Genomic DNA, 26706 nt, shown 5'->3' with positions numbered 1-26706 from the left:
TTTTCATTTCAGTACCGGTGTGAGCCCGAGACGTTTGCCGCAGCCGTCGCCGTAGTCGTACGCGCCGCCCATTGATCCGGCGTCATCACCAGTCGAAAGCCGATGTGCGACATCGGATTGCTCGGGTCGGTGCCCCGCCGGGCACTCGTGCGATAGCCGCTGCAATACGTATCCGTACAGAGAAATGAACCGCCGCGTGTCACACGCTTCGGCGCATCGGCTGGCGTCGCGCCGTCGTCAGGATCGAAGCTCTGCGCCGGGCCTTGCGGATCGATGACGCGCTCACCGCGATTCGTCTGGGCGGCCTGTCTCGCAAAATAGTCGACGCGATACCAGTCCGCCACCCATTGCCAGACGTTACCGGCCATGTCGTACAGACCATAGCCATTCGGCGCGTAGCTGCCGACGGGACGCGTGCCGATTTCGATCTTCGTGGCACTGGCGACCGGAAACGGCTGAGTATCGTCGTCCCAGATATTGGCCATCGACTTCCCATCAGGCGTCTTGCTGCCTCCCCATACGTAATCGGCCTGCGTCAGCCCGCCGCGCGCGGCCACTTCCCACTCGGCCTCGGTCGGCAGACGCTTACCCACCCAGTCGGCATACGCCCGCGCATCGTCGTACGACACCTGCACGACAGGATGCTCCTCCTTGCCTGCCAGATCGCTGCCCGGTCCCTGCGGATGACGCCAGTTGGCACCGGGCACGTATCGCCACCATCGTGAAGCATCGAAGAGCGGCACACGTGTATCCGTGCCCACGAACACCATCGCGCCCGGCACGAGCGCCCCGGGCGCAGGTGCCGGCGTACCCGGTGGCAACTGCCCTTTCAAATCGTCCCAGCGCGGCACCTGCTCGGCGGTGGTGACGTAGCCGGTCGCGGCAACGAAGCGTGCGAACTCCGCATTCGTCACGTCATGCACGTCCATCCAGAATCCGCTGACCCGCACCTCGTGCGCTGGCCGCTCATTGCGCTGAGAGAGACGGCTATCCGTACCCATGAGGAAGCGCTGCGCGGGAATCCACGCCATGCGTTCGGGACCCTGCCGGCCATCACCGATACGCGGCACCGGTGTCGCGGATGATGCAGCCGAGCGCGCGCCACCGTGTGCCGACAACCACGCGCCCGCACCACCGGCCACCGACACGACGATCAGTGCCGGCAAAGCCATGCGACGTGAAAACGCGCGCATTATTCGTTCACGCCCGGCGCCAGCACCACGCCGACACGCGTCATGTACTCACGCCAGCCGCGCTTCAACCGGCTCACGATATCTGGATTATCGGCGGCGACGTCCTGTGTTTCGCCACGATCTGTCGACATGTCGTAGAGCTTCCAGTCAGGCGGCCCCGCGACCGGCTGCGGACCTTGTTTGAGGTGCACCGACAGCAACTTCCAGCGGTTGTCGCGGATGTACCGGTTGCCCGCAAACTCCTCACCGACCAGTGCGTCGTCGGGCAGATGCGTCATCGTGCTGCCCGTCAACAGCGGCAACAGCGAGCTGCCTGTCATCGGATTGACCGCTTCACCACGATAGCGACTCCCCGGGTTTTTCACACCCGCCAGTTGCAGGAACGTCGGCGCGAGATCCAGCACGGATGCCAGTTGGTTCGCCTGTGTCTGACCGACGGACTGCCGGGGCAGCCGCACGATCGCGGGAACGCTGACACCCCCTTCTGCCGGGTAGCCCTTGAACAACCGGAACGGTGTTGCACTGACCTCTGCCCAGCGCGTACCCAGCGCGATGTTCGAGCGGCGGCGGCCGAGATTGGCGTAGCTGTTGTCGTTGTCGGGTCCGTCTGGATAGAAGACATCGACACGCTCCCCCGAAGGCCCGTTGTCCGAGGCGAAGAACACGAAGGTGTTGTCGTATTGCCCAGTGGCCTTCAGGTAGTCGATGAGCCGTCCGATGTTCGCGTCGAGACTCTCGACCATCGCGGCGTACACCTCCATCTTGCGAGCTTCGGTCTTGCGTTGATCGGGCGTCAATTGCTCCCACGCGGGGTTCGCCGGTGACACAGGCAATTGCGCCGCCGGTTTGAAATCGCGCGGCACGATGCCCAACGCTTTCTGCCGCGCGATGCGCTCGTCGCGAATCGCGTCGTAACCGGCGTCGTATCGGCCGCGATAGTGATCGATCGTCTCGTCGGGCGCTTGCAGCGGCCAATGCGGTGCCGTGTACGCGGCATAGGCGAAGAACGGTTTGCCGTCCGCCCGATTGCGCTCGATGTAGCCGATCAGCTTGTCGGTGTAACCGGTGCTCGAATAGAACGTCTCCGGCAAGCGCACGATGGCGCCGTTCTCACGATACGACGCACGATCGGCGGACGTAATCTTCCCCGGTGTCGGGCCGAAGTGCGCAGCGCCGCCTTGCAGCAGCACAAACGACGATTCAAAACCGCGCGCCTGCGGGCTCTGCCCCGGCGTGAGCCCGAGGTGCCATTTGCCCACCATGTACGTGTGATAACCGCCATCGCGCAGCAGGCTGGCGATCGAGAGCGAGCGCTCGTTGAGATAGCCCTCGTAACCCGGTTGCCCAACCTGATAGATCTGCAACGTCTCGGCCATCGTGCCCAAGCCGGACAAATGGTGATCGGCCCCCGACAGCAACATCGCACGCGTTGGCGAGCAGCTCGGCGCGACGTGGAAGTTCGTCAGAATCCGGCCCGAGGCAATCAGTGCGTCGAGATTCGGCGTATGAATTTCGCTGCCGAATGCGCCCACGTCGGAATACCCGAGATCGTCGGCAAGAATCATCAGGATGTTCGGGCGTTGCGCCGGGGCGGCCCACGCGCTCACGCCAATCGCAGTCATGCATGCGGCGAGCAGCGAGCGCACCGCCTTGCGCACGGTAAGGCGGCACACGTTCGTTCGATCGTTCACGTTCAGGCTCCTCTCAGAAGGCATGACTGATGCCCAATGCCACGGCGCTCGTGTTCTCGCCGGGCAGCGGCGTCATGTCGAACGCCAGCGCGTACCGGCTGTTGCCGCGGTTGTTGATGCGGGCATAGCTCGCGTAGAGTCGGGTGCGCTTCGACAGACTGTGTTCGATACCCACGTACAGCCCGGTAGCGTCGCCGTTCGAGCCACCGCTCTCATTGCGGTTGACCAGCGACACCACGAGTTCGTCGGCAGCCGTGAGTTGGTAGCGGCCGCCGAGTTGCCAGTCGAACCCCTGCTGCGACGGCTTGCCCGACGTGTAAATGCCGGAATAGCGATGGACGGCGGCCGTGAATTTGTACTGCCCGCGAACCCAGTATTCGCCGACGAGCCACACGTCCTGCATGCTCTCGCCCGGCCGGGCATTGTTGAAGTTGTCGTAGACGACCGATGCGAACCACGGCCCGGTCGAATATCGCAGGCCCGTACTGGTGCCCTGCCCGCTGTTTCGCCGCTCACCGGTCGCGAGATTCTCGCCCTGCTTGCCGAGCGACAGCGACGAGATCACCTGAAAGCCGTTCCATTTGGGCGTCTCGTACTTGATGGTGTTGTTCTCGAGCCAGCGCTCGTACGAGGCAATGACGTTGGTAATGACGCTGTAGTTGCCGGTGTACGTCGGGTCGATGCGGCCATAGGTGGTCGCTGACGTCACGCGCATGCGCCCAAGCAGCAAGCGCCCGAAGTCGCCTTTTAGCGCGACGTAGGCATCGCGCGCCGGCGGCACCGGCGTCGTGCCGTTGTTGACCCGAAAGCGCCACTCCAGCACGGCTTGGGCTTCCAGCGTGTCGGTAATTTTCTCGACATCGCGAAAGACAAAACGCGAGGTTTGCAGGCCGCCGCTTTGCATACGCGGGGTGGTTTGATTCTGCGCCCGGATGGTCTCGAAATAGCTATCGACGATACCGGACAGTGTCGGTCCCGTTTGCGCAAACGACGCGCCGGAACAATGCGCCAGAACCAGCGCAGCGCAGGCTTTCTTGTACATGTCTCCTCCTGTGCGAGCGCCGCCTCGTCATGTCGTGGGCAACGTCTGGGCACGGTGGTCCGGTGGCCCGGCAACGTGTGCGGGGTCCGGAGCTGTGTTCGTTCGTGTGGGTAGCGGCTGGGGGATGCGGGACAGCGCGGGTAGCGCGGGGTAGCGCACCCGCAGAGGACTACTTGTTGAGACTCATGACCCACGCGGCAAAACGATCGGCTTCGCCATCGGCGAGTGCGTTCGGCGGCATCGGGATCGATCCCCATTTGCCGCGACTGCCTTCGACAATGCTTTTTTTGATCTTTGCCAGCGCCGCCGGGTCGTCGCGGTACGACGCCGCAATGGCGCGAAACGCCGGGCCCACCTTCTTGTCGTTCATGTCGTGGCAAGCGCGGCAGGTCTGCTCACTCGCCGAAGGCGCAGCCGTTGCCGTATTCGTCAGCACGCCGAACATGCCAGACGCACTCAACGCCAGCGCAACGCTGAAGACAGCGCGTAATTTCATGGTGAACCCCTCAAAAATGTGCGATTCCCCGACAGCGGCATCGCTGAATTGTGACTTTTATATGTATACGTATCGTTACAAAAGAATACATTGTAAAAAAATAAAATACATATCACTCTTTCGGGATGCACATCATCGATTGGTTATAGCTGGGGGTTCCGTTTTCCGGGATCTCGGGCAAGATGCGGGATCTGTCATTTCTGCGGATCACGCGATGTCTCCTCTCCCTCCGATGGCGCCGATTACCCCCTTCCCCGACGATGCCTGGAACGCATGGACACCCAACGATCTCGCGCAGCGATTGGGCGAGACGTCGGCCCACTGGTATGTCGTGGGGGGATGGGCGCTAGATCTGTGGCACGGCAAGCAGACGCGCGAGCATGAAGATCTGGAGTTCTCGGTACTGCCCGAGGACGTGAGTCACTTCCGGGACATGCTGGCGGAGTTAGTGTTCTTCACCGTGCGTGATGGCGTGATCGAGCACCTGCCTGCGTCCGAGTCTCCGGCGGCAGACATCACACAGTTGTGGGGCGGGGATTTGGCTGAGCGTTGCTGGCGCGTCGACATGATGGTCGAGACGCAAGGCACACGCGACACGTGGGCATACAAGCGTGCCCCGGACCTGCGGCGCGCGCGTATCGACATGATCCGGAGAACCGGTGACGGCGTGCCCTATCTGTGCCCGGCGGCGGTGCTGCTCTTCAAAGCGAAGCACCGCCGCGAGAAAGACGAACGCGATTTCCGTCTCGCGCTGCCCAAGTTGGCGCCGTCCGAGAAAGACGATCTGCGGCAGTGGTTAGCCACACTCCATCCCGGGCACGAGTGGCTTCAGGCACTCTGAAGCGCACTCGCATGCGCATGAACTGCGGCGTTCATGCGTACTGCGCGAGTCCGTTGCCGAACGACCAATTTTCCTTGGCGACCTCGACAAGACTGATAAAAACATCGTCGGGCCGCACACCCGGGCGCTCGCCCAGCAAGTCCACCAAGCGGCGGTAGAACGCCTTCTTTTGCTCCAGCGTTCGCGTGTTGTTCGCGGTGATCTGGATGAACATGACGTCGTCGCTACGCGAGACGCCCTGATAAGTCGGGTCGTACCGGAAGTTGGCGGCGTCGTGTTCCGTGATGGTCATGAACTGATCGTTCTCGGGCACGTTGAACGATTCGCGCATGGCCTGATAGACGCTATCGAAGATCGCCTGACGGTACGCTTCCGGTTTTCCTGCACGAAGGGAAATGCTGACGAGTGGCATGGCTTGGCTCCTGGGGAAATGAGCGGTAGAAATGACCGGTAGAAACAACGTCAGATTATCTATTTTGATATGCTATCGCCAATTATTTCATTGATAAGCATTGAATATGATTGGACGCCCGCTGGACCTCGATGCTGTCGACGCTTTCGTGCGCATTGCCGAATTCGGCAGTTTCACGCGCGCGGCCGAAGCGATGCTCACCACACAAGCCGCCGTGAGCCTCAAGCTCAAACGGCTGGAAGACCGGCTCGGCTTTCGTCTGTTCGAGCGCACGCCCCGTTATGTTGAGCTTTCCGTGCAAGGCGCGGCATTTTTGGAGCATGCGCGCGAGTTGCTCAAAGTGCACGACCGCGCGCTATCGTCGGTCGCCGGTACGCGTCAGCGTCTCACGATCGGCATCAGCGATCACGTCGCTGGCCCGGAACTGCCCGCCCTGATCGCCCGTATGAATGCGCAGGACCCGAAGCTGTTGATCGAGATCCGCATCGGGTCGTCGTGCGACCTGCTTCAGAGCTTTGACCGCCGCGAATTCGATACCGTGATCGTGCGTCTGCACGACGGACGTAGCGACGGCGAAGTGCTGGCGGAAGAGAAATTCGGCTGGTTTGCGGCGCCGGGTTGGCAGCATCGCAGCGACGAACCCCTGCCGGTGGCAACACTGGCCGAACCATGTGGCGTGCGCGTGATGGCAGGCAAAATGCTCGACGCGGCCGGTGTGCCGTGGACCGAGATTTTCGTGGGCGGCGGTGTGGCCGCCGTCACAGCCGCCGTCATGGCCGGATTGGGGGTGGCTGCGCTGGCACCGCGCATGCTGCCGTTCGGTGCCGTCGATGTCGGCCCGCGCCTCGGGTTGCCTGATTTGCCGCGCTTGCCGGTACTCCTTCACACGCGCATCAAGGACGGGCGCGCACGCGAAACGATTGCCGCCCTCTCAGCGGCCTTTCGCGCGGCGGTGCGGGGCTGATTTGCGTTGTGGTCGTGAACCGCAGGCGCCAGTAGAATGAGCCACCTTTCTCACGTCACCCCTTGGCTGCCGATCCCCATGCGAACCCTCATTGCCTCCGCTTTGCTCTGCGCGCCGTTGCTCGCGCACGCCGATTGCCAAGACAACTTCAAGGCATGGGCGCAGGCGTTGCAACCCGGGCGCACGGTCGATACCGAGGTGGCGGCCTGTAAGGTATGGCCCGCGAACCCCGCACAAACGCTGGCGGTATTGCCACTGCCGCAAAAGGGCAGCACGGACGACGAGAAGGTCTACGACATCGAGGTGCTGGTCGCCGACAGTCAGACGGGCAAGATCATTGCGCACAACTTCGAAAGCTCGGCGATCACGTCGGACGCCGTGCAACTGCGTAGCCTGTCGCTCGACACCGCACCTTGGCGGCTCACGCCGCAAGTGCTCGCCTTCGGTGTTCGCGCGACGTACGAAGGATCGTCGCGCGTGAATCCGTTTTCGCAAACCACTGTCAGCTTGTATGTCGTCGACGGGGCGAAGCTGCGCAAAGTCGTCGACAATCTGGCGACGCAACAAGGCGGTGGCGAGTGGGATGGCAATTGCGCAGGCAGTTTCTCCGATACGTCGCGCGCCGTCTCCGTCGGCCCCGCTGGCAAGGATGGCTACGCGAAATTGATCGTCAGCGAGAAGACCGTTACGACGACGAACAAGCCCACGCGTAACGACTGTGCGAGCAAGGAGAGTACGGCAAAGCGCCCCAACGTCACGATCGAGTACGACGGTTCGCGCTATAACGTTCCCAAAGCACTCTCGGGAACTTGAAAGCGATGCAGCGCATGAGCGCGAACGAACCCGTCGTTGCGTGTGCCTCCGAGCCGGAGTGGATGCGCATTGCCGATGCCGAGCGTGGCATCCGCCGCTATCCACAGGGCGACACCAACCCACGCATCGTCGAATACAACAACACCACGAATCTGGTCGGCTACGACGACAAGATCTCGTGGTGTTCGTCGTTCATCAACTGGTGCATGGGCGGTGCAGGGCTTGCCGGGACAGGTTCCGCACTGGCGCGCTCGTGGCTTGAGTGGGGATCGGCACTCGACAGCCCGGTCTACGGCTGCGTTGTCGTGCTCACACGCGACGACCCGACAAGTTGGCGCGGGCACGTAGGCTTTTATCTACGTCACGACGATACGACGATTTATCTGCTCGGCGGCAATCAGTTGGACGAAGTGCGCGAACTCGATTACCCGATCTCGTCGGTACTCGGTTATCGGTGGCCTGCGGCGGTGTAACGGGGTAACGATGCGCCGGTGCACCGGTGTAGCCGCAGCGCGTCACAAGCGCCCGATATTCAACCACCGGATGCACGGATGTTCGCCCGCCACGGATAACGGCACCACCGTGTGTGCGAGCCGCAAACCGCGTGCGGAATTTGCGAACCAGACGATGGCATCCCGGGTCTGCCGATTCGCCAGCACGAGTGCGCGAAAGCCGGGACTGTTGCCCCAGTGAAAGCAGCATTGCTGCTCGATTTCGATCCCCCAGCCCAAGCCCCATCCGACAGCGGGATCGGCAGGAAACTCGCCCCGCAGATCCTCCACTTCGACCTGCCGGGTGTTCACCCGGGGCTGGAACCACGCTGCGTGACTCGCTTCTGAAAGACCGCGTCCGGCCAATACCGCCTGAACAAACGCAATGTAGTCGGAGGCCGTCGTCAGCAGCGACCATGACGCCTGCGCCGTTGGCAAGCGTCGCTTGGGCACTGGCTCGCCTTCCCACTCGTGGCCTTGCGCATGGTTTTCCGCAAAGCGTTCCTGCCAGTGCAAGCTTGAATGATGCATCCCCAGCGGCTCGAAGACGCGTGCACAGGCGAGTGCTTCCAACGAAGCGCCGCCGACCGTTTCCATCGCCCGCTGAAGCCACGCGAATGCACTGCTGCCGTAACTGAAACGTTCGCCGGGCGTGAAATAGGTGCGAAGCGGCGCCTCGTCGCGAACGATGTTCGGCAGGCCACTGGTATGCGTGAGCACGTGAAACGCCGTGATGGCGCGAGCGCGCGGATCGTTTGCGACGTATTCGCCGCAGATATCGATCAATGGACGATGCAGATCCAGCCGCCCTTCTTCGATCAGTTGAAGGGCGATGAAAGCCACGAGGGGTTTGGTAAGCGAGGCGGCTTCGAACACCGTCTGTGCATCGACGGCTGCGCAATCGTGCGTGCCACGGATACCGGCGTATCGTTCGATGTCGCGCTCGCCCGCACGTAACGTCGCGAGCGAGACGCCCGCGATGGGGCCGTCCGATGTGACCTGCGCCAGAAAATTGTCGAGATCCATCGGCGGCACCACAGGAAGGACTGTCGGGGAAAGTGATTCTACAGAATGCGCCGCATTGCGCAGCGCCGGTCTTTCGGCAATCCGCCCGCCACTTCGTCGGCCAAGACTTGCCTGAGCCTTGCACTCAGCCCGGATGGCGGGATTGCCGCAAACCCCAGGCGCTCGTAAAACGGCCCGTTCCAAGGCACGTCGCGGAACGTCGTGAGGGTGAGCGCCGCCAGCCCCGCGCGCGTCGCATAGGCGCTGGCCGCCGCCATCAACGCCCGGCCAAGACCACGCCCTTGCCAGTCGCGATGCACCGACATCTCCCACACATGGAGTTCGCCACCAATGACTTCCGCGTCGAGAAACCCGACTGGGGCATTGTTTTTGTTGACGCCAACCCACGCGGCACCCTTCGCGATGAACGCACGATGGCGCTCAACCGGCATCCCTTCACCGTCCGCCAACCACGCAAGCTCGGAAAACTGACGGAATACCTGTCCCGCATCGCGGTCGATGGTCGGAAGCGCCTCGGCGTCGGCAAGCGTCGCCGGGCGCACCTTCACGACTGACATTGGTGACGCCGATGACGTCACAGCCAACGTCAAACCACCACCTCCTGCGGCGCCATTTCGGTGCCGTAAGACGTTGCCCAACGGCCATCCGCATCAGGCGCCGCCACGGTCGGTTTGCACTCTCCAGCCGTCTCGTCGAGCCCTTGCAGCAACGGGCAACGCTCGAAGAGTTCGGCGATGAAGTCGACAAATACGCGCACTTTGGGCGACAAATGACGATTATGCGGATAGACCGCCGAAATCGGCATGGGCGGCGGTTTCCACTGATGCAGAATCTCGACCAACTGCCCCGATTGCAGATACGGCAGTGCCATGAAGCGTGCCAACTGCACCGTGCCGAAGCCCGACAACCCCAGTTGCAGATAGGCCTCCGCGTCGTTCACCGCGACCGAGCCTTGCATGTGGATGTCGACCTCTTTGCCGTCGACCAGAAACTGCTCTTCGATCACACGCCCGGTGCGGCTCGAGAAGTAGTGCACCGCCGTGTGCCGTTGCAGATCGTCGAGCGTATGCGGCATGCCCATGCGCTCGAGATACGTCGGCGACGCACACGTCACGCTCTGGAACAGCCCCACGCGCCGCGCCACCAGACTCGAATCCTGCAACGTGCCCACGCGCAGCACGCAATCCACGCCTTCCTGAATCAGATCGACGGGCTTGTCGCCCATGCCGACCATCAATTCGATCTCGGGATAACGGTCGTGAAATTCGCACAACGCGGGCAGCACGACGAGCTTGCCGAGCGAGCCCGGCATGTCGATGCGCAGCTTGCCGCGCACGCGCTGGCTGCTCTCCCGGAACGACGATTCCGTCTCTTCGATGTCCGCCAGAATGCGCAGACAGCGCTCGTAGTACGCCGCCCCGTCGGGCGTGAGATTCAGCCGCCGGGTCGTGCGCTGCAATAGCCGCGTGCCCAGATGAGCCTCGAGATTCTGAATGATCGTGGTCACGGAGGTGCGCGGCATGCCGAGATTGTCGGCGGCGCGCGAGAAGCTGTTCGCCTCCACCACCCGCGTAAAGACCTGCATCGCTTGCAAGCGATCCATGATGTTTCCCCATTTGAAAACGCTGTCGCACTGGCCAATCCGACGAATTCACGCCAATCCTACGGATATAAGCATATTGGTCGGCGGCATAAGCCAATACAGACAAGGCAGGCGCCGATTAGTCGAACTGGCCGAACAGTGTTGCCAAATTATAGGCGTTTATCCCAATGTGCGTGGCCTCTAGACTTCGCTCCATCGAAAGTCACCAGAGGGGTGTCGCTCACGCGAGCCCAAAGCGAATATGTCTGCCAACGCCAAGCCACAATCGGGCCACGCCAGCCAAACCGGCGACGGACTGCGCATTGAAGACGTCAGCATTGCCGGCCACGTCGGCCCGCTGACGCTGCGCCTGTACCGTCCCGTGGCCAAGCCCGGCCAGTCGGCGAAAGCTGCCAAAGCCGGCCAAGCGGGCCATCCGGCCCAGACGGGCGAACCCGGCGTCGTCGTGCCGCTCGAAGCGAGCCTGCCCACCGTGCTGTATTTCCACGGCGGCGGTTTCTGCACGGGCACGCTCGACGACGGCGACGCTGCCGCCCGCTACCTCGCCACGCACGTGCCTGCGCTGGTGGTGTCGGTTGCCTACTCGCTCGCCCCCGAATTCCCGTTTCCTGCCGCGCCGGAAGACGCCTGGTGCGCCGCCCTCTGGGTGCAGCGCCACGCCCGCCGCTACGGCGCCAGCCCGCGCCGCCTCGCGGTGGCCGGCCACGACTCGGGCGGCAACATCGCCACGTCGCTCACGATGATCGCCCGTGATCGCGGCGAAATCACGATCTCGGCGCAGGCCTTGCTGGCCCCGCTGCTCGATCCGAGCATGACGCGTCTGGCTAATGCCCGCACGCCCAGCGATATCGAAGCGAGCGAGTGCGCCAAGTGCTACCGCGCGTATCTGCCGCATGCCACGCAGCGCCTGCATCCGTACGCCGCGCCGCTGGAATCGCGACGCCTGGGTGGTTTGCCGCCCACGCTGATCGCCTCTGCCGAACACGACCTGCTGCACGTCGAAGCCGAAAAATACGCTGCCGAACTCATCGCGGCCGGCGTGCCGACGCAAGTCACGCGCCATCGCAGCGCGTCCCATCACGGCCTCGCCGCCCTGCCCGCTGCATTGCGGGAGGTGGCCGCCTTCCTGACACGCCGGCTGGCACCGCCTGCCGCTGGCTCTACCCAGTGAGTCCATCCGTTCCGGAGATTTGAATAATGACCACCCTCGCTCGCAAACCCGTCATCATCGCCGCCGCCGCTACGATCGCGCTCGTGGCCCTCGGCACACTCACCGTCGTGCGCGTGGACGCCAGCACGCCGCCGGCCTCCCAAGTCATGCCGGCCGCAGAAGTCGACGTCGCCAACGTGATCTCACGTACCGTGACCGACTGGCAAAGCTACTCCGGCCGTCTCGACGCGGTGGATCGCGTCGATATCAAGCCGCTCGTGTCAGGCACCATCACCGCCGTTCATTTCAAGGACGGCCAGCTCGTGAAGAAGGGCGATGCGCTCTTCACCATCGACCCGCGCCCGTATGCGGCCGAAGTCGATCGCACCGCCGCGCAACTCGCCTCGGCACAGGCGCGTGACGTTTTCACCAGCACCGACCTCGCCCGTGCAGAACGCCTGATCGCGGATAACGCCATCGCGAAGAAGGATTTCGACCAGAAGGAAAACGCGGCACGTGAAGCCGTCGCCAACGTGAAGGCCGCGCGCGCTGCGCTTGAAACCGCACGCATCAATCTGGGCTACACGCAGATCGTGGCTCCGGTGGCCGGCCGCGTTTCGCGCGCAGAGATCACCGTCGGCAACACCGTGTCGGCCGGGGCGCAGTCGCCCGCGCTGACCACGGTGGTGTCGGTCTCGCCGATCTACGCATCGTTCGACGTGGATGAGCAGACCTACCTGCGCTACCTCTCACGCGACACGGCCAAGCCGAGCGGCGTGCCCGTCGATCTGGGCCTCGCCAACGAGTCGGGCTACTCGCGTAAGGGCACGGTGTATTCGGTCGATAACCGCTTCGACACCACGTCGGGCACGATCCGCGTGCGCGCTCGCTTCGACAACGCCGATGGCGCGCTCGTCCCGGGCCTGTACGCCCGCATTCGTGTCGGTGGCGGCGAGCCGCATCCGGCCCTGCTGATCGACGAAGCCGCGGTCGGTACCGACCAGAGCAAGAAGTTCGTGCTCGTGGTCGACGCCGGCAACAAGGTGCAGTACCGCGAAGTGCAACTGGGCGAGCGCCACGGCGGGCTCGTGGAAATTGCTGGTGGCCTGAACGACGGCGAACGCATCGTCGTGAACGGTCTGCAACGTGTGCGCCCGGGCGACCCGGTCTCGCCGAAGACCGTGAAGATGGCTGCCGACAAGGGCGACGCGCATGACATCGTCGCACCGGCAGTGGCCGCCAACCCGGCCACCACCCCGGCCGCCAGCCAGACGACTTCGCAGAACGATGCCAGCGGCAAGACGCCGGCGACGGCCAAACCGGCCCAGTCGGCGGCGGTCAACGCAACGGCGACGCGTTCGTAATGATGACGATGCACTCGCTCGCACCGTCACGAATCACACGCTGAACGACACCTCAGAGTTTCGTAATGAACATCTCAAAATTCTTTATTGACCGGCCCATCTTTGCGGGGGTTCTTTCGGTCATCACGCTGCTGGCCGGCTTGATCGCCGTGTTCCAGCTGCCGATCTCGGAGTACCCGGAAGTGGTACCCCCGTCGGTCGTCGTGCACGCCCAGTACCCCGGCGCCAACCCGAAGGTGATCGCTGAGACGGTGGCTTCGCCGCTCGAAGAGCAGATCAACGGTGTGGAAAACATGCTGTACATGCAGTCGCAGGCCAACAGCGACGGCAACCTGACCACGACCGTGACCTTCCGTCTGGGCACCGACCCGGACAAGGCGCAGCAGCTCGTGCAGAACCGTGTCTCGCAAGCGCTGCCGCGCCTGCCGGACGACGTGCAGCGCCTTGGCGTGACGACCATCAAGTCGTCGCCCACGCTCACGATGGTGGTGCACCTGATCTCGCCGAACGATCGCTACGACATGACCTACCTGCGCAACTACGCGCTCATCAACGTCAAGGATCGCCTCTCGCGTATCAAGGGCGTCGGTGAAGTGCAGTTGTGGGGCGCAGGCGACTACTCGATGCGTGTGTGGCTCGACCCGGCCAAGGTGGCTCAGCGCGGCCTGACCGCGTCGGACGTGGTGAAGGCCATTCGCGAGCAGAACGTGCAGGTGGCTGCGGGTGTGATCGGCGCAACGCCGGCCGGCCCGGATACGCCGCTGCAACTTAACGTGAATGCGCGTGGCCGTCTGAACACGGAAGAAGAGTTCCGCGACATCATCCTGAAGACCTCGCCGGACGGCGCTGTGACGCATCTGGGCGATGTGGCCCGCGTGCAGCTCGACGCGTCGTCGTACAGCCTGCGCTCGTTGCTCGACAACAAGCCGGCCGTGGGTCTGGGTATCAACCAGTCGCCGGGCGCGAACTCGCTGCAAATCTCGGACGACGTCCGTGCCGCGATGGCCGACCTGCAAAAAGACATGCCGCCGGGCGTGGAATACCGCATCGAGTACGACCCGACGCAGTTCGTGCGTTCGTCGATCTCGGCCGTGGTGCACACGCTGCTCGAAGCCATTGCGCTGGTGGTGCTGGTGGTGATCGTGTTCCTGCAAACGTGGCGTGCGTCGATCATCCCGCTGCTCGCCGTGCCGGTCTCGATCGTGGGTACGTTCGCCCTGCTGCTCGGCTTCGGCTACTCGATCAACGCGTTGTCGCTGTTCGGGATGGTGTTGGCGATCGGTATCGTGGTGGACGATGCGATCGTGGTGGTGGAAAACGTCGAGCGGAACATTGCTGCCGGGCTGACACCGAAGGAAGCGACGTATCAGGCCATGCGGGAAGTGAGCGGTCCGATTGTCGCCATCGCCCTCACGCTGGTCGCTGTGTTCGTGCCGCTCGCATTCATGTCGGGCCTGACGGGTCAGTTCTACAAGCAGTTCGCCATGACCATCGCCATCTCGACGGTGATCTCGGCCTTCAACTCGCTGACGCTCTCGCCGGCCATGGCCGCCCTGCTGCTCAAGGACCATCACGCCAAGCCGGACTGGCTCACGCGTCAGATGAATCGCTATCTCGGCGGCTTCTTCGGTGCGTTCAACCGTGTGTTCCATCGCGGTTCGGAAAAGTACGGTCAAGGCGTGACCCGCGTGATCGGTCGCAAGGCCGTCATGATGGCGCTGTTCGCCGTGCTGCTCGGTATCACGGTGTTGCTGGGCAAGGTAGTGCCGGGCGGTTTCGTGCCGGCGCAGGACAAGGAATATCTGATCGCTTTCGCCCAGTTGCCCAACGGTGCATCGCTTGAGCGCACCGACAAGGTGATTCGCGATATGTCGGCCATCGCACTGAAGACGCCCGGCGTGAAGAGTGCAGTGGCGTTCCCGGGGATGTCGGTCAACGGCTTCACCAACTCGTCGTCGGCAGGCATCGTGTTCGTCACGCTCAAGCCGTTCGACCAGCGTAAGGACAAGTCGTTGTCGGCGGCCGCCATCGCGGCAAAGCTTAACGGCGAGTACTCGAAGAACAAGGACTCGTTCATCGCCGTGTTCCCGCCCCCGCCGGTGCTGGGTCTGGGTACGCTCGGCGGCTTCAAGCTGCAAGTGGAAGACCGTGGTGCGCTCGGCTACGAAGCCCTGAACGATGCAACGCAAGCGTTCATCAAGAAGGCCTCGCAGACCAAGGAACTTGGCCCGACGTTCTCGTCGTACCAGATCAACGTGCCGCAACTGAACGTGGACCTCGACCGTGTGAAGGCCAAGCAGCTCGGCGTGCCGATCACCGACGTGTTCGACACCATGCAGATCTACCTCGGTTCGCTGTACGTGAACGACTTCAACAAGTTCGGTCGCGTGTATCAGGTACGTGTGCAGGCCGACGCCCCGTTCCGTGCCCATGCCGAAGACATCGGCCTGCTCAAGACGCGTAACTCGTCGGGCGATATGGTGCCGCTGTCGTCGCTCGTGAAGGTCACGCCGACGTACGGTCCGGAAATGGTGGTGCGCTACAACGGCTACACGGCTGCGGACATCAACGGTGGTCCGGCCCCGGGTTACTCGTCGGGTCAGGCACAGGCTGCGGTGGAGAAGATTGCCGCCGAAACCCTGCCGCGTGGTGTGAAGTTCGAATGGACCGACCTGACGTATCAGCAAATTCTGGCGGGCGATTCGGCGATGTGGGTGTTCCCGATCTCGGTGCTGCTGGTGTTCCTGGTGCTGGCTGCTCAGTACGAGAGTCTGACGCTGCCGTTGGCCGTGATCATGATCGTGCCGATGAGCATCATGTCTGCCCTGTTCGGGGTGTGGCTGACGCGCGGTGACAACAACATCTTCACGCAGATCGGTTTGATGGTGCTGGTGGGGTTGTCGGCGAAGAACGCGATTCTGATCGTGGAATTTGCCCGGGAACTGGAAATGCAGGGCCGCACGGCCGTGGCTGCCGCTATCGAGGCTAGCCGTCTGCGTCTGCGCCCGATTTTGATGACGTCCATCGCGTTCATCATGGGTGTGGTGCCGCTGGTGATGTCGACCGGTGCGGGTTCGGAAATGCGTCATGCCATGGGCGTGGCCGTGTTCTTCGGCATGATCGGCGTGACCGGTTTCGGTCTGGTGCTGACGCCGGTGTTCTACGTGCTGCTGCGCACCTTGGCCGGCAAGAAGCCGCTGCATAGCGCTCACGCGTCGACCATGCCCGCCAACGTCAAGGCCGAAGTCTGAAGGATGCCAATCATGCAATCGCAATGGATCAAACGCAGTCTGGGTGTCTCGAGCTTGCTCGGTGCCCTGCTGGTGGTGGCGGGCTGCTCGATGGCCCCCACTTACGAAGTACCGACGGTGACCGACAAGGGCACGCCGACGGCGTTCAAGGAAGCCTCGCTGTCGGCCGCCGACGCGGGTACGTGGAAGACCGCACAGCCCTCGGAAGCGGTGGCGCGCGGTGAATGGTGGAAGGTGTTCGGCGACGCGACGCTCGACAAGCTCGAAGACGACGCGCTCGCTGCCAACCAGAGCCTGAAGGCTGCGGCGGCGCGCGTGCAGGAAGCGCGCGGCGTGCAGCGTCAGGCACGTGCCGCCCTCTTCCCGACGCTCGACGCGGGCTTCGGCCCGACGCGTCAGAAGATCTCGCCGGCCTCGCAGTTGCAGCCGGACGGCGGCAACATCGCACCGTACACGCTGTGGCGTGCGCAGGCGAGCGTGGGCTACGAAGTCGATCTGTTTGGCCGCGTGTCGGATAACGTGGCCGCCGCCCGCGCGGATGCCGAGCAAAGCGAAGCGTTGTACCGCTCGGTGCAGCTCGCGTTGCAGGCCGACGTGGCGCAGAACTACTTCAACCTGCGTGAGCTCGACGCCGAACAGGCGCTGTACACGCAGACCGTGAAGCTGCGTGAAGACGCGCTCAAGCTCGTGCAACGCCGCTTTACGGAAGGTGACATCGACGAGCTGGACGTGGCGCGCGCAAAGGCCGAGTTGGCCACGGCACAGTCGGATTCGCTGGCTGTGGCGCGACTTCGTGCCGCGTCGGAGCACAGCCTCGCGATTCTGCTGGGCAAGACGCCGGCAGAGTTCACGTACACGCCGACGCCGCTTCAGCCGGTGAAGGTGAGCATTCCGGCAGGGTTGCCTTCGGCACTGCTGGAGCGCCGCCCGGATATCGCAGCGGCTGAGCGTGCGATGGCTGCCGCCAACGCCCGTATCGGTGTGGCCAAGGCCGCGTTCTTCCCGTCGCTCTCGCTCACAGGCTCGGGCGGCTTTGAAGCGGCCACGCTCGGCGACCTGTTCAACTGGTCGAGCCGTACGTTCCTGCTCGGCCCGGCAGTAGGCGGCTTGCTGGCGTTGCCGATCTTCGACGGCGGCGCACGCAGCGGCAACCTGTCGCGGGCACGCGCGCAGTACGAAGAAGATGTCGCGAACTACCGTCAGCAAGTGCTGGTGGCATTCCGCGAAGTCGAGGACAACCTGTCGAACCTGCGCCTGCTCGCCGACCAGACGCGCGCACAGGACGACGCCGTGAAGGCGTCGAACCGCGCAGCGCAACTGTCGCGCACGCAGTACAAGCAAGGCTCGATCGCTTATCTGGATGTCATCGACGCCGAACGCACGGTGTTGCAAGCGCAACGCAGCGCGGTGCAGTTGGCCGGTGCGCAAGCCGTATCGACCGTCAACCTGATCCGCGCACTGGGTGGCGGCTGGGGTGATGTACCGGCGGCGGGTTCGGCAGGTGCGCCTGCGGCCCCCGCGTCGGCAGCCGCAACCGTCAACACCCCGGCGGTCGGTGTGGCGACAAGTGTTGCGACGACCCCGGCGACCGTTGCCGCTCGATGAGTGATGAAAAGACGTAAATAACAATGAAGTGATTTAGCGTTGTAGGCACCGAAAGCATCGGGCCGGCGGCCGCCCTCGTGTCCCCCAAGGCGAGCGGCGCGTGGAGTTGCCCCCTCCCCAAGCGCGCCATGCGCGCCGCCGGTTTCGATGCTCCTTCGGGATGCTGCAACGGGAATGTTTCACCCCCGTTTTTAACCAGTTTCTTCCCTGCGTCCCTGCTTGCCCGGCGTCTGTCCCACGTCAATCGACGTCCGACATGCCCGGGCTTTTTTTTGTGCTGCGATGGTAGGATTGCCCTACGGTTGCCGTCATGTGCAGCGCACCTGAACGGTGACCGTTACTGGCAAGTCATCTCGAATGCTTCCCCCGCGTGCGGTCGCCAGACCTTACGAAAAGGAGTGCAAAGAATGAAGATGCACAAGACGTTGTCGATTGTTCTCGCCGCCGGCATGGCGGTGTCATCCACCCTCGCGTTCGCTCAGGGCGGCCCGCCGCCTCAAGGTGGCCCGGGCCGCGGCGATCAGGGCGATCGTGGCGACCACAAGGGTCCGCCCCCCGGTCACGGCGGCCCGCAACACGGTGCGCCGCAAGGACACGGCCCACAACACGGCGGCCCACCGCCTCGCGGCCACGCAGGCCCCGGCCCCGTCGAAGATACGTGGCAACACCCGGATTGGCGCAAAGGGGACCGTGTCCCGCAGCAGTATCGCGACCGTCAGTATGTCGTCGAAAATTATCGCGACTACAACTTGCAACCGCCCCGTCGTGGTTATCAATGGGTTGGCGTCGGCGGTGACTTCCTGCTGGTAGCCATCGCGAGCGGCGTGATCGCAGACATGGTGGTCAACGCCGGACGCTGACCGCCCCACGCCACTGACCTTGGCGAATTCCCGCTGACTTGCCAAACGGCGGCAGGGCCCCAAAGCCCTGCCGCTTTTGCATTCGGCCTCCGGCACCTGCTGGCAGCGCCGCCCGTCTCCCACTTGCGGCTTTCGCCGCCCCTGCCTTCGGCCGGCGCCCGTCGAAGACATCTCGCCTACATCGTCTCGTTTTCTTCCTTTTGGTGCATCGCGTTGCCAGCAGGTGGGGCAATACGGGGATTTCGCTGCGCCGCAGCACTAAAATCACGCCCTCATACTCTCCCAATCCATCGATATACGATATATCATGCACAAAATATCAATCGATTGCCCCACTTCGGTGCGGTCGGCGGAGGGGACGACATGGCAATGACGCAACGTGATGTAAGGCAGTGGTTGACCGGTTTTCTGCCCGCCGTGGTGGCGGTGCAATGGCGTGAGCGGTTACGCGCCGGGGTGGGTGCCCTGTGTGGCATCGCCTTTACTGGCGGCCTGATGCTATGGCTGCTTGGCCCCGCGACCTATATTCCGTGGCTGGTCGCGCCGATGGGTGCCTCCGCAGTCCTGTTGTTCGGCGTTCCTGCCAGTCCCCTCGCACAGCCGTGGTCGATCCTCGGCGGCAATCTCGTTTCGGCGTTCGTCGGTGTGACGTGCGCTATGTTCATCCCGTCGCCTGTGGTGGCAGCGGCGACCGCCGTTGGTATCTCGATTGCGCTGATGTTTACGCTGCGTTGCGTGCATCCGCCTTCAGGCGCAGTGGCGCTGACAGCCGTCCTCGGCGGCCCCGCCGTGCACTCCCTCGGTTACGGCTTCCTGCTTGAGCCGATTGCAGTGCAGTCCGTGGCCTTGCTGGCTGCGGCCATCGCTTATCACGCGATTACGGGCCATCGGTATCCGCATGTGGCCCGCGCTCAGGCGGCAGCACGTCCGGCCACCGACGCTACGGCCGGCGTTCAGGTCACCACGGCCGATGCCGAAAAGGCGCTCGCCCGCCACAGCGAACTGCTCTCGATTTCCGCCGACGATCTGGCGGACCTGCTGCGCGATACGCAGCGCGAAGCCTATGCCCGGCGGGCGCGTGAACTGACCGTTGGCGACGTGATGACGAAGTCCCCCGCCCATGTGAAGGCTTACGACGAGGTGCCCACGGCTTGGCGCCTGTTGCAGCGTCACGGTCTCGACGCCCTGCCTGTTGTGGATGCCGACGCCCGGGTTATCGGTCTGGTCACGCGTCACGATCTGCATACCCGGCGTGCCCGCGCGCAACGCTGGCCCCGTTTTGGCGTGGCCTTGAGCGCGGGTCCGCGTCCGTCCGTGCGCGAACTGATTCAGCCCGGCATGAAGTCGGCCACCACCAGCATGCCGCTCTCAGAAATCGTGCCGCTGCTTGCCACGCAGCGCCACGGCACGGTGCCGGTGCTCGACGAGGCGGCCCGGCTCGTCGGCGTCATCACGCACGCCGAAGTGCTGCGCAAGGTCATGTCGGCTTGAATGATTGGTGATGGGCGAGCAGCGACAGCAGCGCGCTCGCCGTCCCCCGTCATTTGATGTTTGTTTTTCGCACACCAAAACACGTCGACCGCTCGTGTCGACGCTTCCCTCCAAACACCCTCCTCCCCCGCCGTGCGCTATTTGTCAGCCATTCGCCGATCTGTGAGAATGGCGGCGTCGTGACATGCTTGTTGCGCGCCACATAACGTATTCGATCAACGGGCGCGTATCTCCATTGCGGACATGCCACGACGGGTGCGCTCACGGCCAAACCACCCCGCGCTCCTAAGAAGCTCCGGGACGCGTCATCGCCGCACAGCTTCGGATCACGAAGCGACACACGCTCAGGGGAATCATGGAACCGATCACGTTCAAGCAGTGTTTCAAGGGAGCATGGCGCGACGGATTCAACGCCTTGCGCAGTCGCCCCTTGCTGAGTATTACGATTGCGGTCGTCATGCTCGTCGCGACCGCCCTTAACGCGTCAGTCAAACAACTGACGCTCATGATGGCGCAAAGCGGTGGATCGCCGGGGCTTCGTCTGGGTCTCGCTATCCTGGCACTGGTCCTGACGCTTGTGATCATGTTCTCGTTCGCAGTGTTGAGCGTGCACGTGTATCGCCACACGATCCTCGGCGCCGATGCCGCGCGGCAAACGCCGTGGTACGGCAGAGATCTCTGGCGCTACGTATGGATGGCGATTCAAATCGGCCTCGCACTCTGCGTCGTGATCACGCTTGCGCTTCTGGTTGCCGTGTTCGCGTTGCGCGCCGCCGGCATGAGTGACTCACGCGCGGCAATTTCGACGTTCACCGCCCTCCTGCTTTGCGCTTTGGTATTTTTCATCGTGCGCATGTCGCTCATCTTTGCGCAGGTCAGCGTAGGGAGAGCCAAGCGCTGGCGGGCGGCTTGGGACGACACGCGCGGTCACTTCTGGGTGATGCTTGGCACCGGTATCGTGACGGTGCTGCCGCTGCTCGTCGGCGGCTTGCTGCTGACGGTCGGCTTCGGGCTACTGCTGCAAGTCATGCCCGGTGTCACGACCGTCCTGCTCGGCGCCTTGATCTTGCAAACCCTTGTGACAGTGGTCTACCTTGCCGTGGGAACGAGCCTGCACGGCTGGTTCTACCTGCGTTACGCAGACCGCCTGCTTGCCCTCGATGACGCACCGGACGACGCCTGAGCCTCGCCTGGCTACCGTCACCCCTTCGAAATCACCAGTTGCGTGGCCAGTCCGTGCTGCACTTGCGGCACGACGGCCAACCGCACTTCGATGATCTCGGATTCGCCCTGTCGAACGGCCATTGGCATCGCATAGACGCACGCGTGCACACGCTGCACGAGCAGCGCGCCGTTGGGCTTTTCTTGGGGAGTGAAACGCATGCTCGCCAGACGGTCGAGCAGGAAATTGGCAACATCGCCATCAGCGAGCACTTCTACACCGATGATCCGGGCAAACTCGTCGTGGGCGAAACGGCACGCCAAAGCTGCCGTTTCCACGAGATTCCCTTCGTCCGCTATCACTTTCATGATGTCTCTGGGAGGTCCGTCGGATGTCCGTAGCAGGCGGGCGAACGGCGCGAAGCACGCCGCCCCCATGCCTCATGACGAGAAATCCTAGCATGCGAAAGCCCCCATTCGCATCATCCGAATGGGGGCTTTCGTGCCGCTGAACATCTGCGGCTATCCACGCCGGCAATGCACCGGCGCTTGATCCTTTTCCAGTGCGATCAGGCGGCGTTTGCCGTGGCCGGGCTGGCGCTGAGCGCACCGAAGCGCTCGTATTCGCCAAGCCCGTCGGGCCACTGCGTGAGCACTTCGAAACCGGTCTCGGTCACGGCCACCATGTGTTCCCACTGGGCGGAAAGCGAGCGATCACGCGTGACCACCGTCCAGCCGTCACCCAACTGCTTGGTGTCGGACTTGCCTGCGTTGACCATCGGCTCGATCGTGAAGATCATGCCCGGCTTGAGCGTCAGCCCGGTGCCGGGGCGGCCATAGTGAAGCACCTGCGGATCGTCGTGGTACGTCGTGCCGATGCCGTGGCCGCAATAGTCGCGCACGATGCTGAAGCCTTCGCGATGCGCGACGGTCTGAATCGCATAGCCCACGTCACCGAGCGTAGCGCCCGGGCGAACGGCACGAATGCCCGCGACCATCGCCTCATACGTGGTGTCGACCAGCCGCTTGGCCAGAATGCCCGGCTTGCCCGCGTAGTACATGCGGCTCGTGTCCCCGAACCAGCCGTCCTTGATCAGCGCCACGTCAATGTTGACGATGTCGCCGTCATGCAGTCGCTTTTCACCGGGAATGCCGTGGCAGACCACGTGATTGACCGACGTGCAGACCGTCTTCGGATACCCGTGATAGCCGATGTTGGCCGGCACGGCCTTCAGCTCATGCACGATGAAATCGTGGCAAATGCGGTCAAGCTCATCGGTCGTGACACCGGGTTTGACGTGTTCGCCAATCATGTCGAGCACTTGTGCGGCCAACTGACCGGCACGGCGTGAGAGGGCAACTTCTTCTTTCGAGCGGATGACAACGTGTTCGCGCACCATTACGCCACCTTGTTGAATGCGGTGACAGGTGCACCGGTTACTGGAGATACAGCACTCGCTGGCAGCGTGGCCGAGGCCACCGATGCCGCAGACGCGCCGTCGGATTCGATGAGACGGCGGCAAATTTCGCCGTAACTCAGGGTCGGGTTCAGTTCGGCGAGCATGCCGACACGCAGCCAATGTTCCGCCTGCGCATTGATCGAGCGGCTGAGCGCGCCGCTGGTATTGCGCAGCGCCTCATGCATTTGCTCCGATATCTTGACGATACCCATATTGCGGACCTCTTATATACGAAGTAGCTACGAAACGTATATTAACAGGCCGAAGGCATCTTGTCAGTCCCCTACGTCTGCCATGACAACACACGACTTAGCGTGTCATAGCGCACGACACGCCCCATCGCTACGGCTTCACGGCAAGACAAAACGCCGATAAACCGAACGCGCGGTTGTGCACCATCCACGGGTGTTCCCAACGGCACAGCGCGTACAACGTGGCGTTCATTGAGGGCGAATGGCGCTTGAGCTGCGAGCGCGCTGGCGCTCCGTTTGCGGTGGCCATGCGGGCCACAAAGCGCGTCGCAGCGGCGACAGGAAACAAGGTGATGAATCCGTAGCATCCCGTCGTGACGACGAGACCCGCCTCGGTGGCGACCTGTTCGATCTGAGGCAATCGGTAGCGGCGACGATGCTCGAGAAAAACATCGTGCGAACTCCACAAGCTTTGAAACGCCGGAACCGAGATGACGAAGCGAGTCCCCGAACGCACACGCGCCACATATTGACGCAGCAGGCCGACATCGTCGTCGACGTGCTCAAGCACATCCATCAATAGGACGACATCGGCATTCGATTGCCCGATGCTGCGCCGGAACAGAATCGGTTTGCCAGCGACCGTTTCCTCGTAGTCGTTCGCGTAAAAAGGATCGACGCAGCAGGCGCGCTGCGCGAGTCCGGTTGCCAGCAGGTGACGAGAAAAGAAACCGGAGCCCGCGCCAATGTCCAGCACCTCACCCGCCGGTGCCCCGAGCAACGTCGTCAGCGCATGCGCCTTGGCGCGGTAGTACCAATGATCGGCGACGCCGTCGCCGAGAATGTCCAGTTCTTTGAGATCCAAGCCCAGCCCCGATGGTTGGTCATGCCAAGACGCCAAGACCCTGAGCGTCCATGGGAACCGCGTCATCGTGTCATCGCGGCTGCGTGGAAAACTCCGGCTATTGTGGGCGAGCCACGAAGCCCGCGCAATGTCGCCAGTCTCGTAACGCCACATTTCGATGCCCATTGGATGGACCGGTTGATTTTGAGAACAAACAGTCCTATTATCGCGTTCATGACGACTGCTACACCCCGTTCGCAAAAGCCGCGCGTCGCCGAGCGTGGGCGACCACGAGAGTTCGATATCGATCAAGCCGTCGAGGCAGCGGCACGTGTGTTCTGGGAGCATGGCTACCACGCCACCCCCGTGGATGCGCTGTGCGACGCGACGGGCGTCTTCCGGGGCAGCCTTTACCGGACGTTTGGCGACAAGCACGGCTTGCTGGTGGCGGCGTTCGAGCAATATGCAGAAGGCGCCGTTGCGCGACTGAAAGAACGGCTGGCGGCTGACTTACCACCGGAGATGGCCCTGCGCGAAGCACTGCTGCACTACACGCGCGTAAACGTGAACCTTGCCGACCGGCACGGGTGCTTCATTACCAATACCGCGCTCGAACTCCTGCCCGACGATCGGGTGCTGCGCCCCTATGTGGAATCCGCATTACAACGTATCGCGACCCAGTTCAGCCTTGCCATTGCACGGGGCCAGCAAGCCGGCCAATTCGATCGCGCACTGGATGCCGAAGACGTCGGCCGCTTTTTGCTGTGCATGGTGCAAGGCATCCGTGTGCTCGGCAAAACCGACATGGACGAGGCCGCCCTCGGCTCGATCGTCGATATGGGGTTGCGTGCCCTGCGATGACGTTGCCACGAATTTGAAGTGAAGCCAGCGCGTTGCGGCAACCGATATGCGTGAATGCCACGCATGTCAGTTGCCGCAAAATATTTCCCGATTTTGAGAACGATCATTCACGAATATGGCACCCCAACTTTCTTCGTCATCCGGATACTGGAAAGGCATCGCGTCATGCCTCGTTGCGACGGTGCTGATCGGCGCCATGTTCCCCGTCATGACCGATGCGCTCCGGTACACCGACCCGTTCACATTCACGTCGCTGCGCTACCTGATCGCGGGTGCAGCATTCGCCCTCTTGTTGCTGCATCGAGAAGGCGTGGCCGCGTTTCGTGCCAATGGCGAGTCGTTGCCACTGGCGTGGCTGCTAGGGTCCGTCGGCTTCTGCGGCTTCGGTTCGTTTGTCTTCCTCGGCCAGCAATTGAGTGGCGATGAAGGCGCGCTCAACGCGTCCGTCATGATGGCGACACAGCCGATGATGGGTCTGGTGGTCAATGCCCTGCTGCGGCGGTCAATGCCGCCGTTGCCCTCACTGCTGTTTGTGGTGGCGTCATTTACCGGTGTGGCACTGGTCATCACGCGTGGGGATTGGCATGCCGCATTGCTTGCGCCGCAGCACTTCGCCGCCAGCGGTCTGATCTTGCTGGGCGCCCTCTGCTGGGTCGTGTACACGTTCGGTTCGGCCCATTTCACCCGTTGGTCGGCGCTCAAATACACGGCGCTGACGACATGGCTTGGGTTGACGACGATTGTCGGCGTGAACGTGGTCTTGATTTTTGCGCACGTCATCGCGGCGCCTACCCTGACGTCGCTCGGCGCGGTCGTGCCGCATCTGATTTACATGGGGCCAATTGCGGGCTTTGTCGCAATCCTTTGCTGGATCTCCGGCAACCGGACGCTCGGGCCGATGAACGGGGTACTGTTCATGGATGTGGTGCCGGTGACGGCCTTCGCCGTCTCGGCAATGACAGGCACGGTGCCGAATGGCGCGCAGATCGCCGGAGTAGCGGTGACGGCGTCCGCGCTGGTGCTGAACAACATGTATCTGCGGCAGTTGGCGCGACGCGCGCAGGTCGCTGCTCCCGCCTGACGCTTAAAGCCGCGCCGTTGATGCGTCGCCCTCGGGTTAGCGCGTGCCGCTATCCGCAGGAAACCGGCTGCCCAGCACGTACCGGTTCGCCGGGTGGTAGCAACGCACCATCGTAACGACCTTGCCCTTGGTCCACGTTCTGCGGAACAGCACGAGGCACGGTTGCGTCGGGTCCATTTGCAGCAGCGCGGCTTGTTTCTTCGTCGGCAGCGTCGCGTCGACAATGTGCTCGATCTCGTCGACGGGCACCGCTCTCAAGAGAAATGCGGCCGGGGTTTCGTTTGTAAATGTCTGGTTGACGAAGTCCGGGGCCATGAACTGGTTGACGTAGCGGTCTTCCAGTTGCACCGGCACTTCGTTCTCGAGGTGGACACAAATCGAATGGGCGATCAGTTGTCCTGTCGGGAGCCCCATGGCACCGGCAATTTCCGGTGTAGCGGGCACGCTCTCCACCGAGATCACGTGGCATTGATAGCGATGCCCGCGCCGCCGGATCTCCTCGGCGATATTCGCAATATGCAACAGCGTGGATTGCGGGCGAGGTTCCGCAACGAAAGTCCCGACGCCTGCCACGCGCTCGACACGCCCTTCTTTCGCGAGCTCGCGCAGCGCCCGGTTGACCGTCATTCTCGAAATGCCGAACAGCTCGACCAGCTCCTGCTCGGAGGGGACGCGGTCGCCCGGCACCCACTCCTTCGCAGCGATCTTGCCTTCGATGTAATTTCGAACCTGCTGGTAGAGCGCGGACGGCTTTCCGCTAGTGAACGAGGTCGGCACAGTATTCGCGTTGGATTTCGACGGAGGCATGAATGGGG

The 26706-nt window shown here is 63.0% G+C and carries 26 protein-coding genes; 13 read left to right on the top strand and 13 right to left on the bottom strand.

Annotation, left to right across the window (positions count from 1 at the left end; genetic code table 11):
• Positions 1-8 precede the first annotated feature (8 nt).
• The 4 genes from AT302_RS10055 to AT302_RS10040 all read right to left on the bottom strand — a co-directional run bounded on the left by AT302_RS10055 (position 9) and on the right by AT302_RS10040 (position 4422).
• Positions 9-1172: a formylglycine-generating enzyme family protein gene (locus AT302_RS10055; protein WP_058380231.1), complete on the bottom strand. Its 1164-nt coding sequence runs from the start codon at positions 1170-1172 to the stop codon at positions 9-11.
• Between the two features lie 20 nt (positions 1173-1192).
• Complete coding sequence (locus AT302_RS10050; RefSeq protein ID WP_237172109.1) at positions 1193-2884, bottom strand: arylsulfatase; 1692 nt, start codon at positions 2882-2884, stop codon at positions 1193-1195.
• Between the two features lie 13 nt (positions 2885-2897).
• The gene (locus AT302_RS10045) at positions 2898-3926 is read right to left on the bottom strand and encodes a porin (protein ID WP_058378321.1); all 1029 of its coding nucleotides are present in this window, start codon (positions 3924-3926) and stop codon (positions 2898-2900) included.
• Positions 3927-4095: 169 nt separating this feature from the next.
• Complete coding sequence (locus AT302_RS10040) at positions 4096-4422, bottom strand: c-type cytochrome (RefSeq protein ID WP_058378320.1); 327 nt, start codon at positions 4420-4422, stop codon at positions 4096-4098.
• Positions 4423-4636: 214 nt separating this feature from the next.
• Here AT302_RS10040 and AT302_RS10035 point away from each other — a divergent pair, with 214 nt between their 5' ends.
• On the top strand, positions 4637-5263 hold the full coding sequence (locus tag AT302_RS10035; RefSeq protein WP_218918992.1) for a nucleotidyltransferase domain-containing protein: 627 nt from the start codon (positions 4637-4639) through the stop codon (positions 5261-5263).
• A gap of 31 nt (positions 5264-5294) precedes the next feature.
• Here AT302_RS10035 and AT302_RS10030 read toward each other — a convergent pair whose 3' ends face one another.
• Complete coding sequence (locus AT302_RS10030; protein ID WP_058378318.1) at positions 5295-5675, bottom strand: tautomerase family protein; 381 nt, start codon at positions 5673-5675, stop codon at positions 5295-5297.
• 106 nt (positions 5676-5781) lie between these two features.
• Here AT302_RS10030 and AT302_RS10025 point away from each other — a divergent pair, with 106 nt between their 5' ends.
• From AT302_RS10025 to AT302_RS10015, 3 genes are all read left to right on the top strand, one after another.
• The gene (locus AT302_RS10025) at positions 5782-6639 is read left to right on the top strand and encodes a LysR family transcriptional regulator (RefSeq protein WP_058378317.1); all 858 of its coding nucleotides are present in this window, start codon (positions 5782-5784) and stop codon (positions 6637-6639) included.
• Positions 6640-6675: 36 nt separating this feature from the next.
• Entirely contained in the window at positions 6676-7452 is a 777-nt protein-coding gene (locus AT302_RS10020; RefSeq protein WP_157125752.1) for a PA3715 family protein, read from the top strand.
• A gap of 62 nt (positions 7453-7514) precedes the next feature.
• The gene (locus AT302_RS10015) at positions 7515-7925 is read left to right on the top strand and encodes a TIGR02594 family protein (RefSeq protein ID WP_058380229.1); all 411 of its coding nucleotides are present in this window, start codon (positions 7515-7517) and stop codon (positions 7923-7925) included.
• 42 nt (positions 7926-7967) lie between these two features.
• Here AT302_RS10015 and AT302_RS10010 read toward each other — a convergent pair whose 3' ends face one another.
• From AT302_RS10010 to AT302_RS10000, 3 genes are read right to left on the bottom strand one after another with little or no spacing between them, the layout of a single operon-like run.
• Entirely contained in the window at positions 7968-8969 is a 1002-nt protein-coding gene (locus tag AT302_RS10010) for a serine hydrolase domain-containing protein (RefSeq protein WP_058378315.1), read from the bottom strand.
• 38 nt (positions 8970-9007) lie between these two features.
• Positions 9008-9526 carry a GNAT family N-acetyltransferase gene (locus AT302_RS10005; protein WP_058378314.1) on the bottom strand — a complete coding sequence of 173 codons (519 nt, stop codon included), beginning with the start codon at positions 9524-9526 and terminating at the stop codon, positions 9008-9010.
• A gap of 29 nt (positions 9527-9555) precedes the next feature.
• A complete protein-coding gene (locus AT302_RS10000; protein WP_058378313.1) occupies positions 9556-10572 on the bottom strand; it encodes a LysR family transcriptional regulator in 1017 nt (338 codons plus the stop codon).
• Between the two features lie 241 nt (positions 10573-10813).
• Between AT302_RS10000 and AT302_RS09995 the strand changes: the two genes are divergently transcribed.
• The 7 genes from AT302_RS09995 (at position 10814) to AT302_RS09965 (ending at position 21476) form a co-directional block, all read left to right on the top strand.
• The gene (locus AT302_RS09995; protein ID WP_058378312.1) at positions 10814-11743 is read left to right on the top strand and encodes an alpha/beta hydrolase; all 930 of its coding nucleotides are present in this window, start codon (positions 10814-10816) and stop codon (positions 11741-11743) included.
• Between the two features lie 26 nt (positions 11744-11769).
• Complete coding sequence (locus AT302_RS09990; protein WP_058378311.1) at positions 11770-13086, top strand: efflux RND transporter periplasmic adaptor subunit; 1317 nt, start codon at positions 11770-11772, stop codon at positions 13084-13086.
• A 65-nt stretch (positions 13087-13151) separates the two neighbouring features.
• Complete coding sequence (locus AT302_RS09985; RefSeq protein ID WP_058378310.1) at positions 13152-16337, top strand: efflux RND transporter permease subunit; 3186 nt, start codon at positions 13152-13154, stop codon at positions 16335-16337.
• 12 nt (positions 16338-16349) lie between these two features.
• Complete coding sequence (locus tag AT302_RS09980; protein WP_058378309.1) at positions 16350-17942, top strand: efflux transporter outer membrane subunit; 1593 nt, start codon at positions 16350-16352, stop codon at positions 17940-17942.
• Between the two features lie 407 nt (positions 17943-18349).
• On the top strand, positions 18350-18802 hold the full coding sequence (locus tag AT302_RS09975) for an RcnB family protein (protein ID WP_058378308.1): 453 nt from the start codon (positions 18350-18352) through the stop codon (positions 18800-18802).
• Between the two features lie 369 nt (positions 18803-19171).
• Positions 19172-20293, top strand: a complete 1122-nt coding sequence (locus AT302_RS09970; RefSeq protein WP_058378307.1) for an HPP family protein — start codon at positions 19172-19174, stop codon at positions 20291-20293.
• Positions 20294-20648: 355 nt separating this feature from the next.
• Complete coding sequence (locus tag AT302_RS09965) at positions 20649-21476, top strand: hypothetical protein (RefSeq protein WP_058378306.1); 828 nt, start codon at positions 20649-20651, stop codon at positions 21474-21476.
• A gap of 17 nt (positions 21477-21493) precedes the next feature.
• Here AT302_RS09965 and AT302_RS09960 read toward each other — a convergent pair whose 3' ends face one another.
• From AT302_RS09960 to AT302_RS09945, 4 genes are all read right to left on the bottom strand, one after another.
• Positions 21494-21823, bottom strand: a complete 330-nt coding sequence (locus tag AT302_RS09960; RefSeq protein ID WP_058378305.1) for a hypothetical protein — start codon at positions 21821-21823, stop codon at positions 21494-21496.
• Between the two features lie 200 nt (positions 21824-22023).
• Positions 22024-22854: a type I methionyl aminopeptidase gene (gene map, locus AT302_RS09955; protein ID WP_058378304.1), complete on the bottom strand. Its 831-nt coding sequence runs from the start codon at positions 22852-22854 to the stop codon at positions 22024-22026.
• A complete protein-coding gene (locus AT302_RS09950; protein ID WP_058378303.1) occupies positions 22854-23126 on the bottom strand; it encodes a ParD-like family protein in 273 nt (90 codons plus the stop codon). The genes map and AT302_RS09950 overlap by 1 nt, the downstream gene beginning before the upstream one ends.
• A gap of 130 nt (positions 23127-23256) precedes the next feature.
• On the bottom strand, positions 23257-23970 hold the full coding sequence (locus AT302_RS09945) for a class I SAM-dependent methyltransferase (protein ID WP_058380228.1): 714 nt from the start codon (positions 23968-23970) through the stop codon (positions 23257-23259).
• 213 nt (positions 23971-24183) lie between these two features.
• Between AT302_RS09945 and AT302_RS09940 the strand changes: the two genes are divergently transcribed.
• Both AT302_RS09940 and AT302_RS09935 read left to right on the top strand, forming a co-directional pair.
• Positions 24184-24810, top strand: coding sequence for a TetR/AcrR family transcriptional regulator (locus AT302_RS09940; protein WP_058378302.1), 627 nt, complete (start codon positions 24184-24186; stop codon positions 24808-24810).
• Positions 24811-24925: 115 nt separating this feature from the next.
• On the top strand, positions 24926-25891 hold the full coding sequence (locus tag AT302_RS09935; protein ID WP_084656139.1) for a DMT family transporter: 966 nt from the start codon (positions 24926-24928) through the stop codon (positions 25889-25891).
• 36 nt (positions 25892-25927) lie between these two features.
• Here the strand turns inward: AT302_RS09935 and hutC are convergent, their stop codons facing one another.
• Entirely contained in the window at positions 25928-26698 is a 771-nt protein-coding gene (gene hutC, locus AT302_RS09930; RefSeq protein ID WP_058378301.1) for a histidine utilization repressor, read from the bottom strand.
• Positions 26699-26706 lie beyond the last annotated feature (8 nt).

Source organism: Pandoraea norimbergensis, assembly GCF_001465545.3.
Classification (GTDB): domain Bacteria; phylum Pseudomonadota; class Gammaproteobacteria; order Burkholderiales; family Burkholderiaceae; genus Pandoraea; species Pandoraea norimbergensis.
The sequence above is the reverse complement of the archived record's forward strand: the minus strand, read 5'-3'. Positions and strand labels throughout refer to the sequence as shown.

Bases quoted from the DNA above. Each gene is read 5' to 3' on its own strand.
- map (WP_058378304.1), bottom strand. From the start codon at position 22,854: ATGGTGCGCGAACACGTTGTCATCCGCTCGAAAGAAGAAGTTGCCCTC.
- AT302_RS10015 (WP_058380229.1), top strand. From the start codon at position 7,515: ATGCGCATTGCCGATGCCGAGCGTGGCATCCGCCGCTATCCACAGGGC.
- AT302_RS09975 (WP_058378308.1), top strand. From the start codon at position 18,350: ATGAAGATGCACAAGACGTTGTCGATTGTTCTCGCCGCCGGCATGGCG.
- AT302_RS10030 (WP_058378318.1), bottom strand. From the start codon at position 5,675: ATGCCACTCGTCAGCATTTCCCTTCGTGCAGGAAAACCGGAAGCGTAC.
- AT302_RS10010 (WP_058378315.1), bottom strand. From the start codon at position 8,969: ATGGATCTCGACAATTTTCTGGCGCAGGTCACATCGGACGGCCCCATC.
- AT302_RS10005 (WP_058378314.1), bottom strand. From the start codon at position 9,526: ATGTCAGTCGTGAAGGTGCGCCCGGCGACGCTTGCCGACGCCGAGGCG.
- AT302_RS09940 (WP_058378302.1), top strand. From the start codon at position 24,184: ATGACGACTGCTACACCCCGTTCGCAAAAGCCGCGCGTCGCCGAGCGT.
- AT302_RS09935 (WP_084656139.1), top strand. From the start codon at position 24,926: ATGGCACCCCAACTTTCTTCGTCATCCGGATACTGGAAAGGCATCGCG.
- AT302_RS10055 (WP_058380231.1), bottom strand. From the start codon at position 1,172: ATGGCTTTGCCGGCACTGATCGTCGTGTCGGTGGCCGGTGGTGCGGGC.
- AT302_RS10045 (WP_058378321.1), bottom strand. From the start codon at position 3,926: ATGTACAAGAAAGCCTGCGCTGCGCTGGTTCTGGCGCATTGTTCCGGC.
- AT302_RS10020 (WP_157125752.1), top strand. From the start codon at position 6,676: ATGAGCCACCTTTCTCACGTCACCCCTTGGCTGCCGATCCCCATGCGA.
- AT302_RS09970 (WP_058378307.1), top strand. From the start codon at position 19,172: ATGACGCAACGTGATGTAAGGCAGTGGTTGACCGGTTTTCTGCCCGCC.
- AT302_RS09990 (WP_058378311.1), top strand. From the start codon at position 11,770: ATGACCACCCTCGCTCGCAAACCCGTCATCATCGCCGCCGCCGCTACG.
- AT302_RS10000 (WP_058378313.1), bottom strand. From the start codon at position 10,572: ATGGATCGCTTGCAAGCGATGCAGGTCTTTACGCGGGTGGTGGAGGCG.
- AT302_RS09995 (WP_058378312.1), top strand. From the start codon at position 10,814: ATGTCTGCCAACGCCAAGCCACAATCGGGCCACGCCAGCCAAACCGGC.
- AT302_RS09980 (WP_058378309.1), top strand. From the start codon at position 16,350: ATGCAATCGCAATGGATCAAACGCAGTCTGGGTGTCTCGAGCTTGCTC.
- AT302_RS09960 (WP_058378305.1), bottom strand. From the start codon at position 21,823: ATGAAAGTGATAGCGGACGAAGGGAATCTCGTGGAAACGGCAGCTTTG.
- hutC (WP_058378301.1), bottom strand. From the start codon at position 26,698: ATGCCTCCGTCGAAATCCAACGCGAATACTGTGCCGACCTCGTTCACT.
- AT302_RS09950 (WP_058378303.1), bottom strand. From the start codon at position 23,126: ATGGGTATCGTCAAGATATCGGAGCAAATGCATGAGGCGCTGCGCAAT.
- AT302_RS10025 (WP_058378317.1), top strand. From the start codon at position 5,782: ATGATTGGACGCCCGCTGGACCTCGATGCTGTCGACGCTTTCGTGCGC.
- AT302_RS09965 (WP_058378306.1), top strand. From the start codon at position 20,649: ATGGAACCGATCACGTTCAAGCAGTGTTTCAAGGGAGCATGGCGCGAC.
- AT302_RS09985 (WP_058378310.1), top strand. From the start codon at position 13,152: ATGAACATCTCAAAATTCTTTATTGACCGGCCCATCTTTGCGGGGGTT.
- AT302_RS10035 (WP_218918992.1), top strand. From the start codon at position 4,637: ATGTCTCCTCTCCCTCCGATGGCGCCGATTACCCCCTTCCCCGACGAT.
- AT302_RS10040 (WP_058378320.1), bottom strand. From the start codon at position 4,422: ATGAAATTACGCGCTGTCTTCAGCGTTGCGCTGGCGTTGAGTGCGTCT.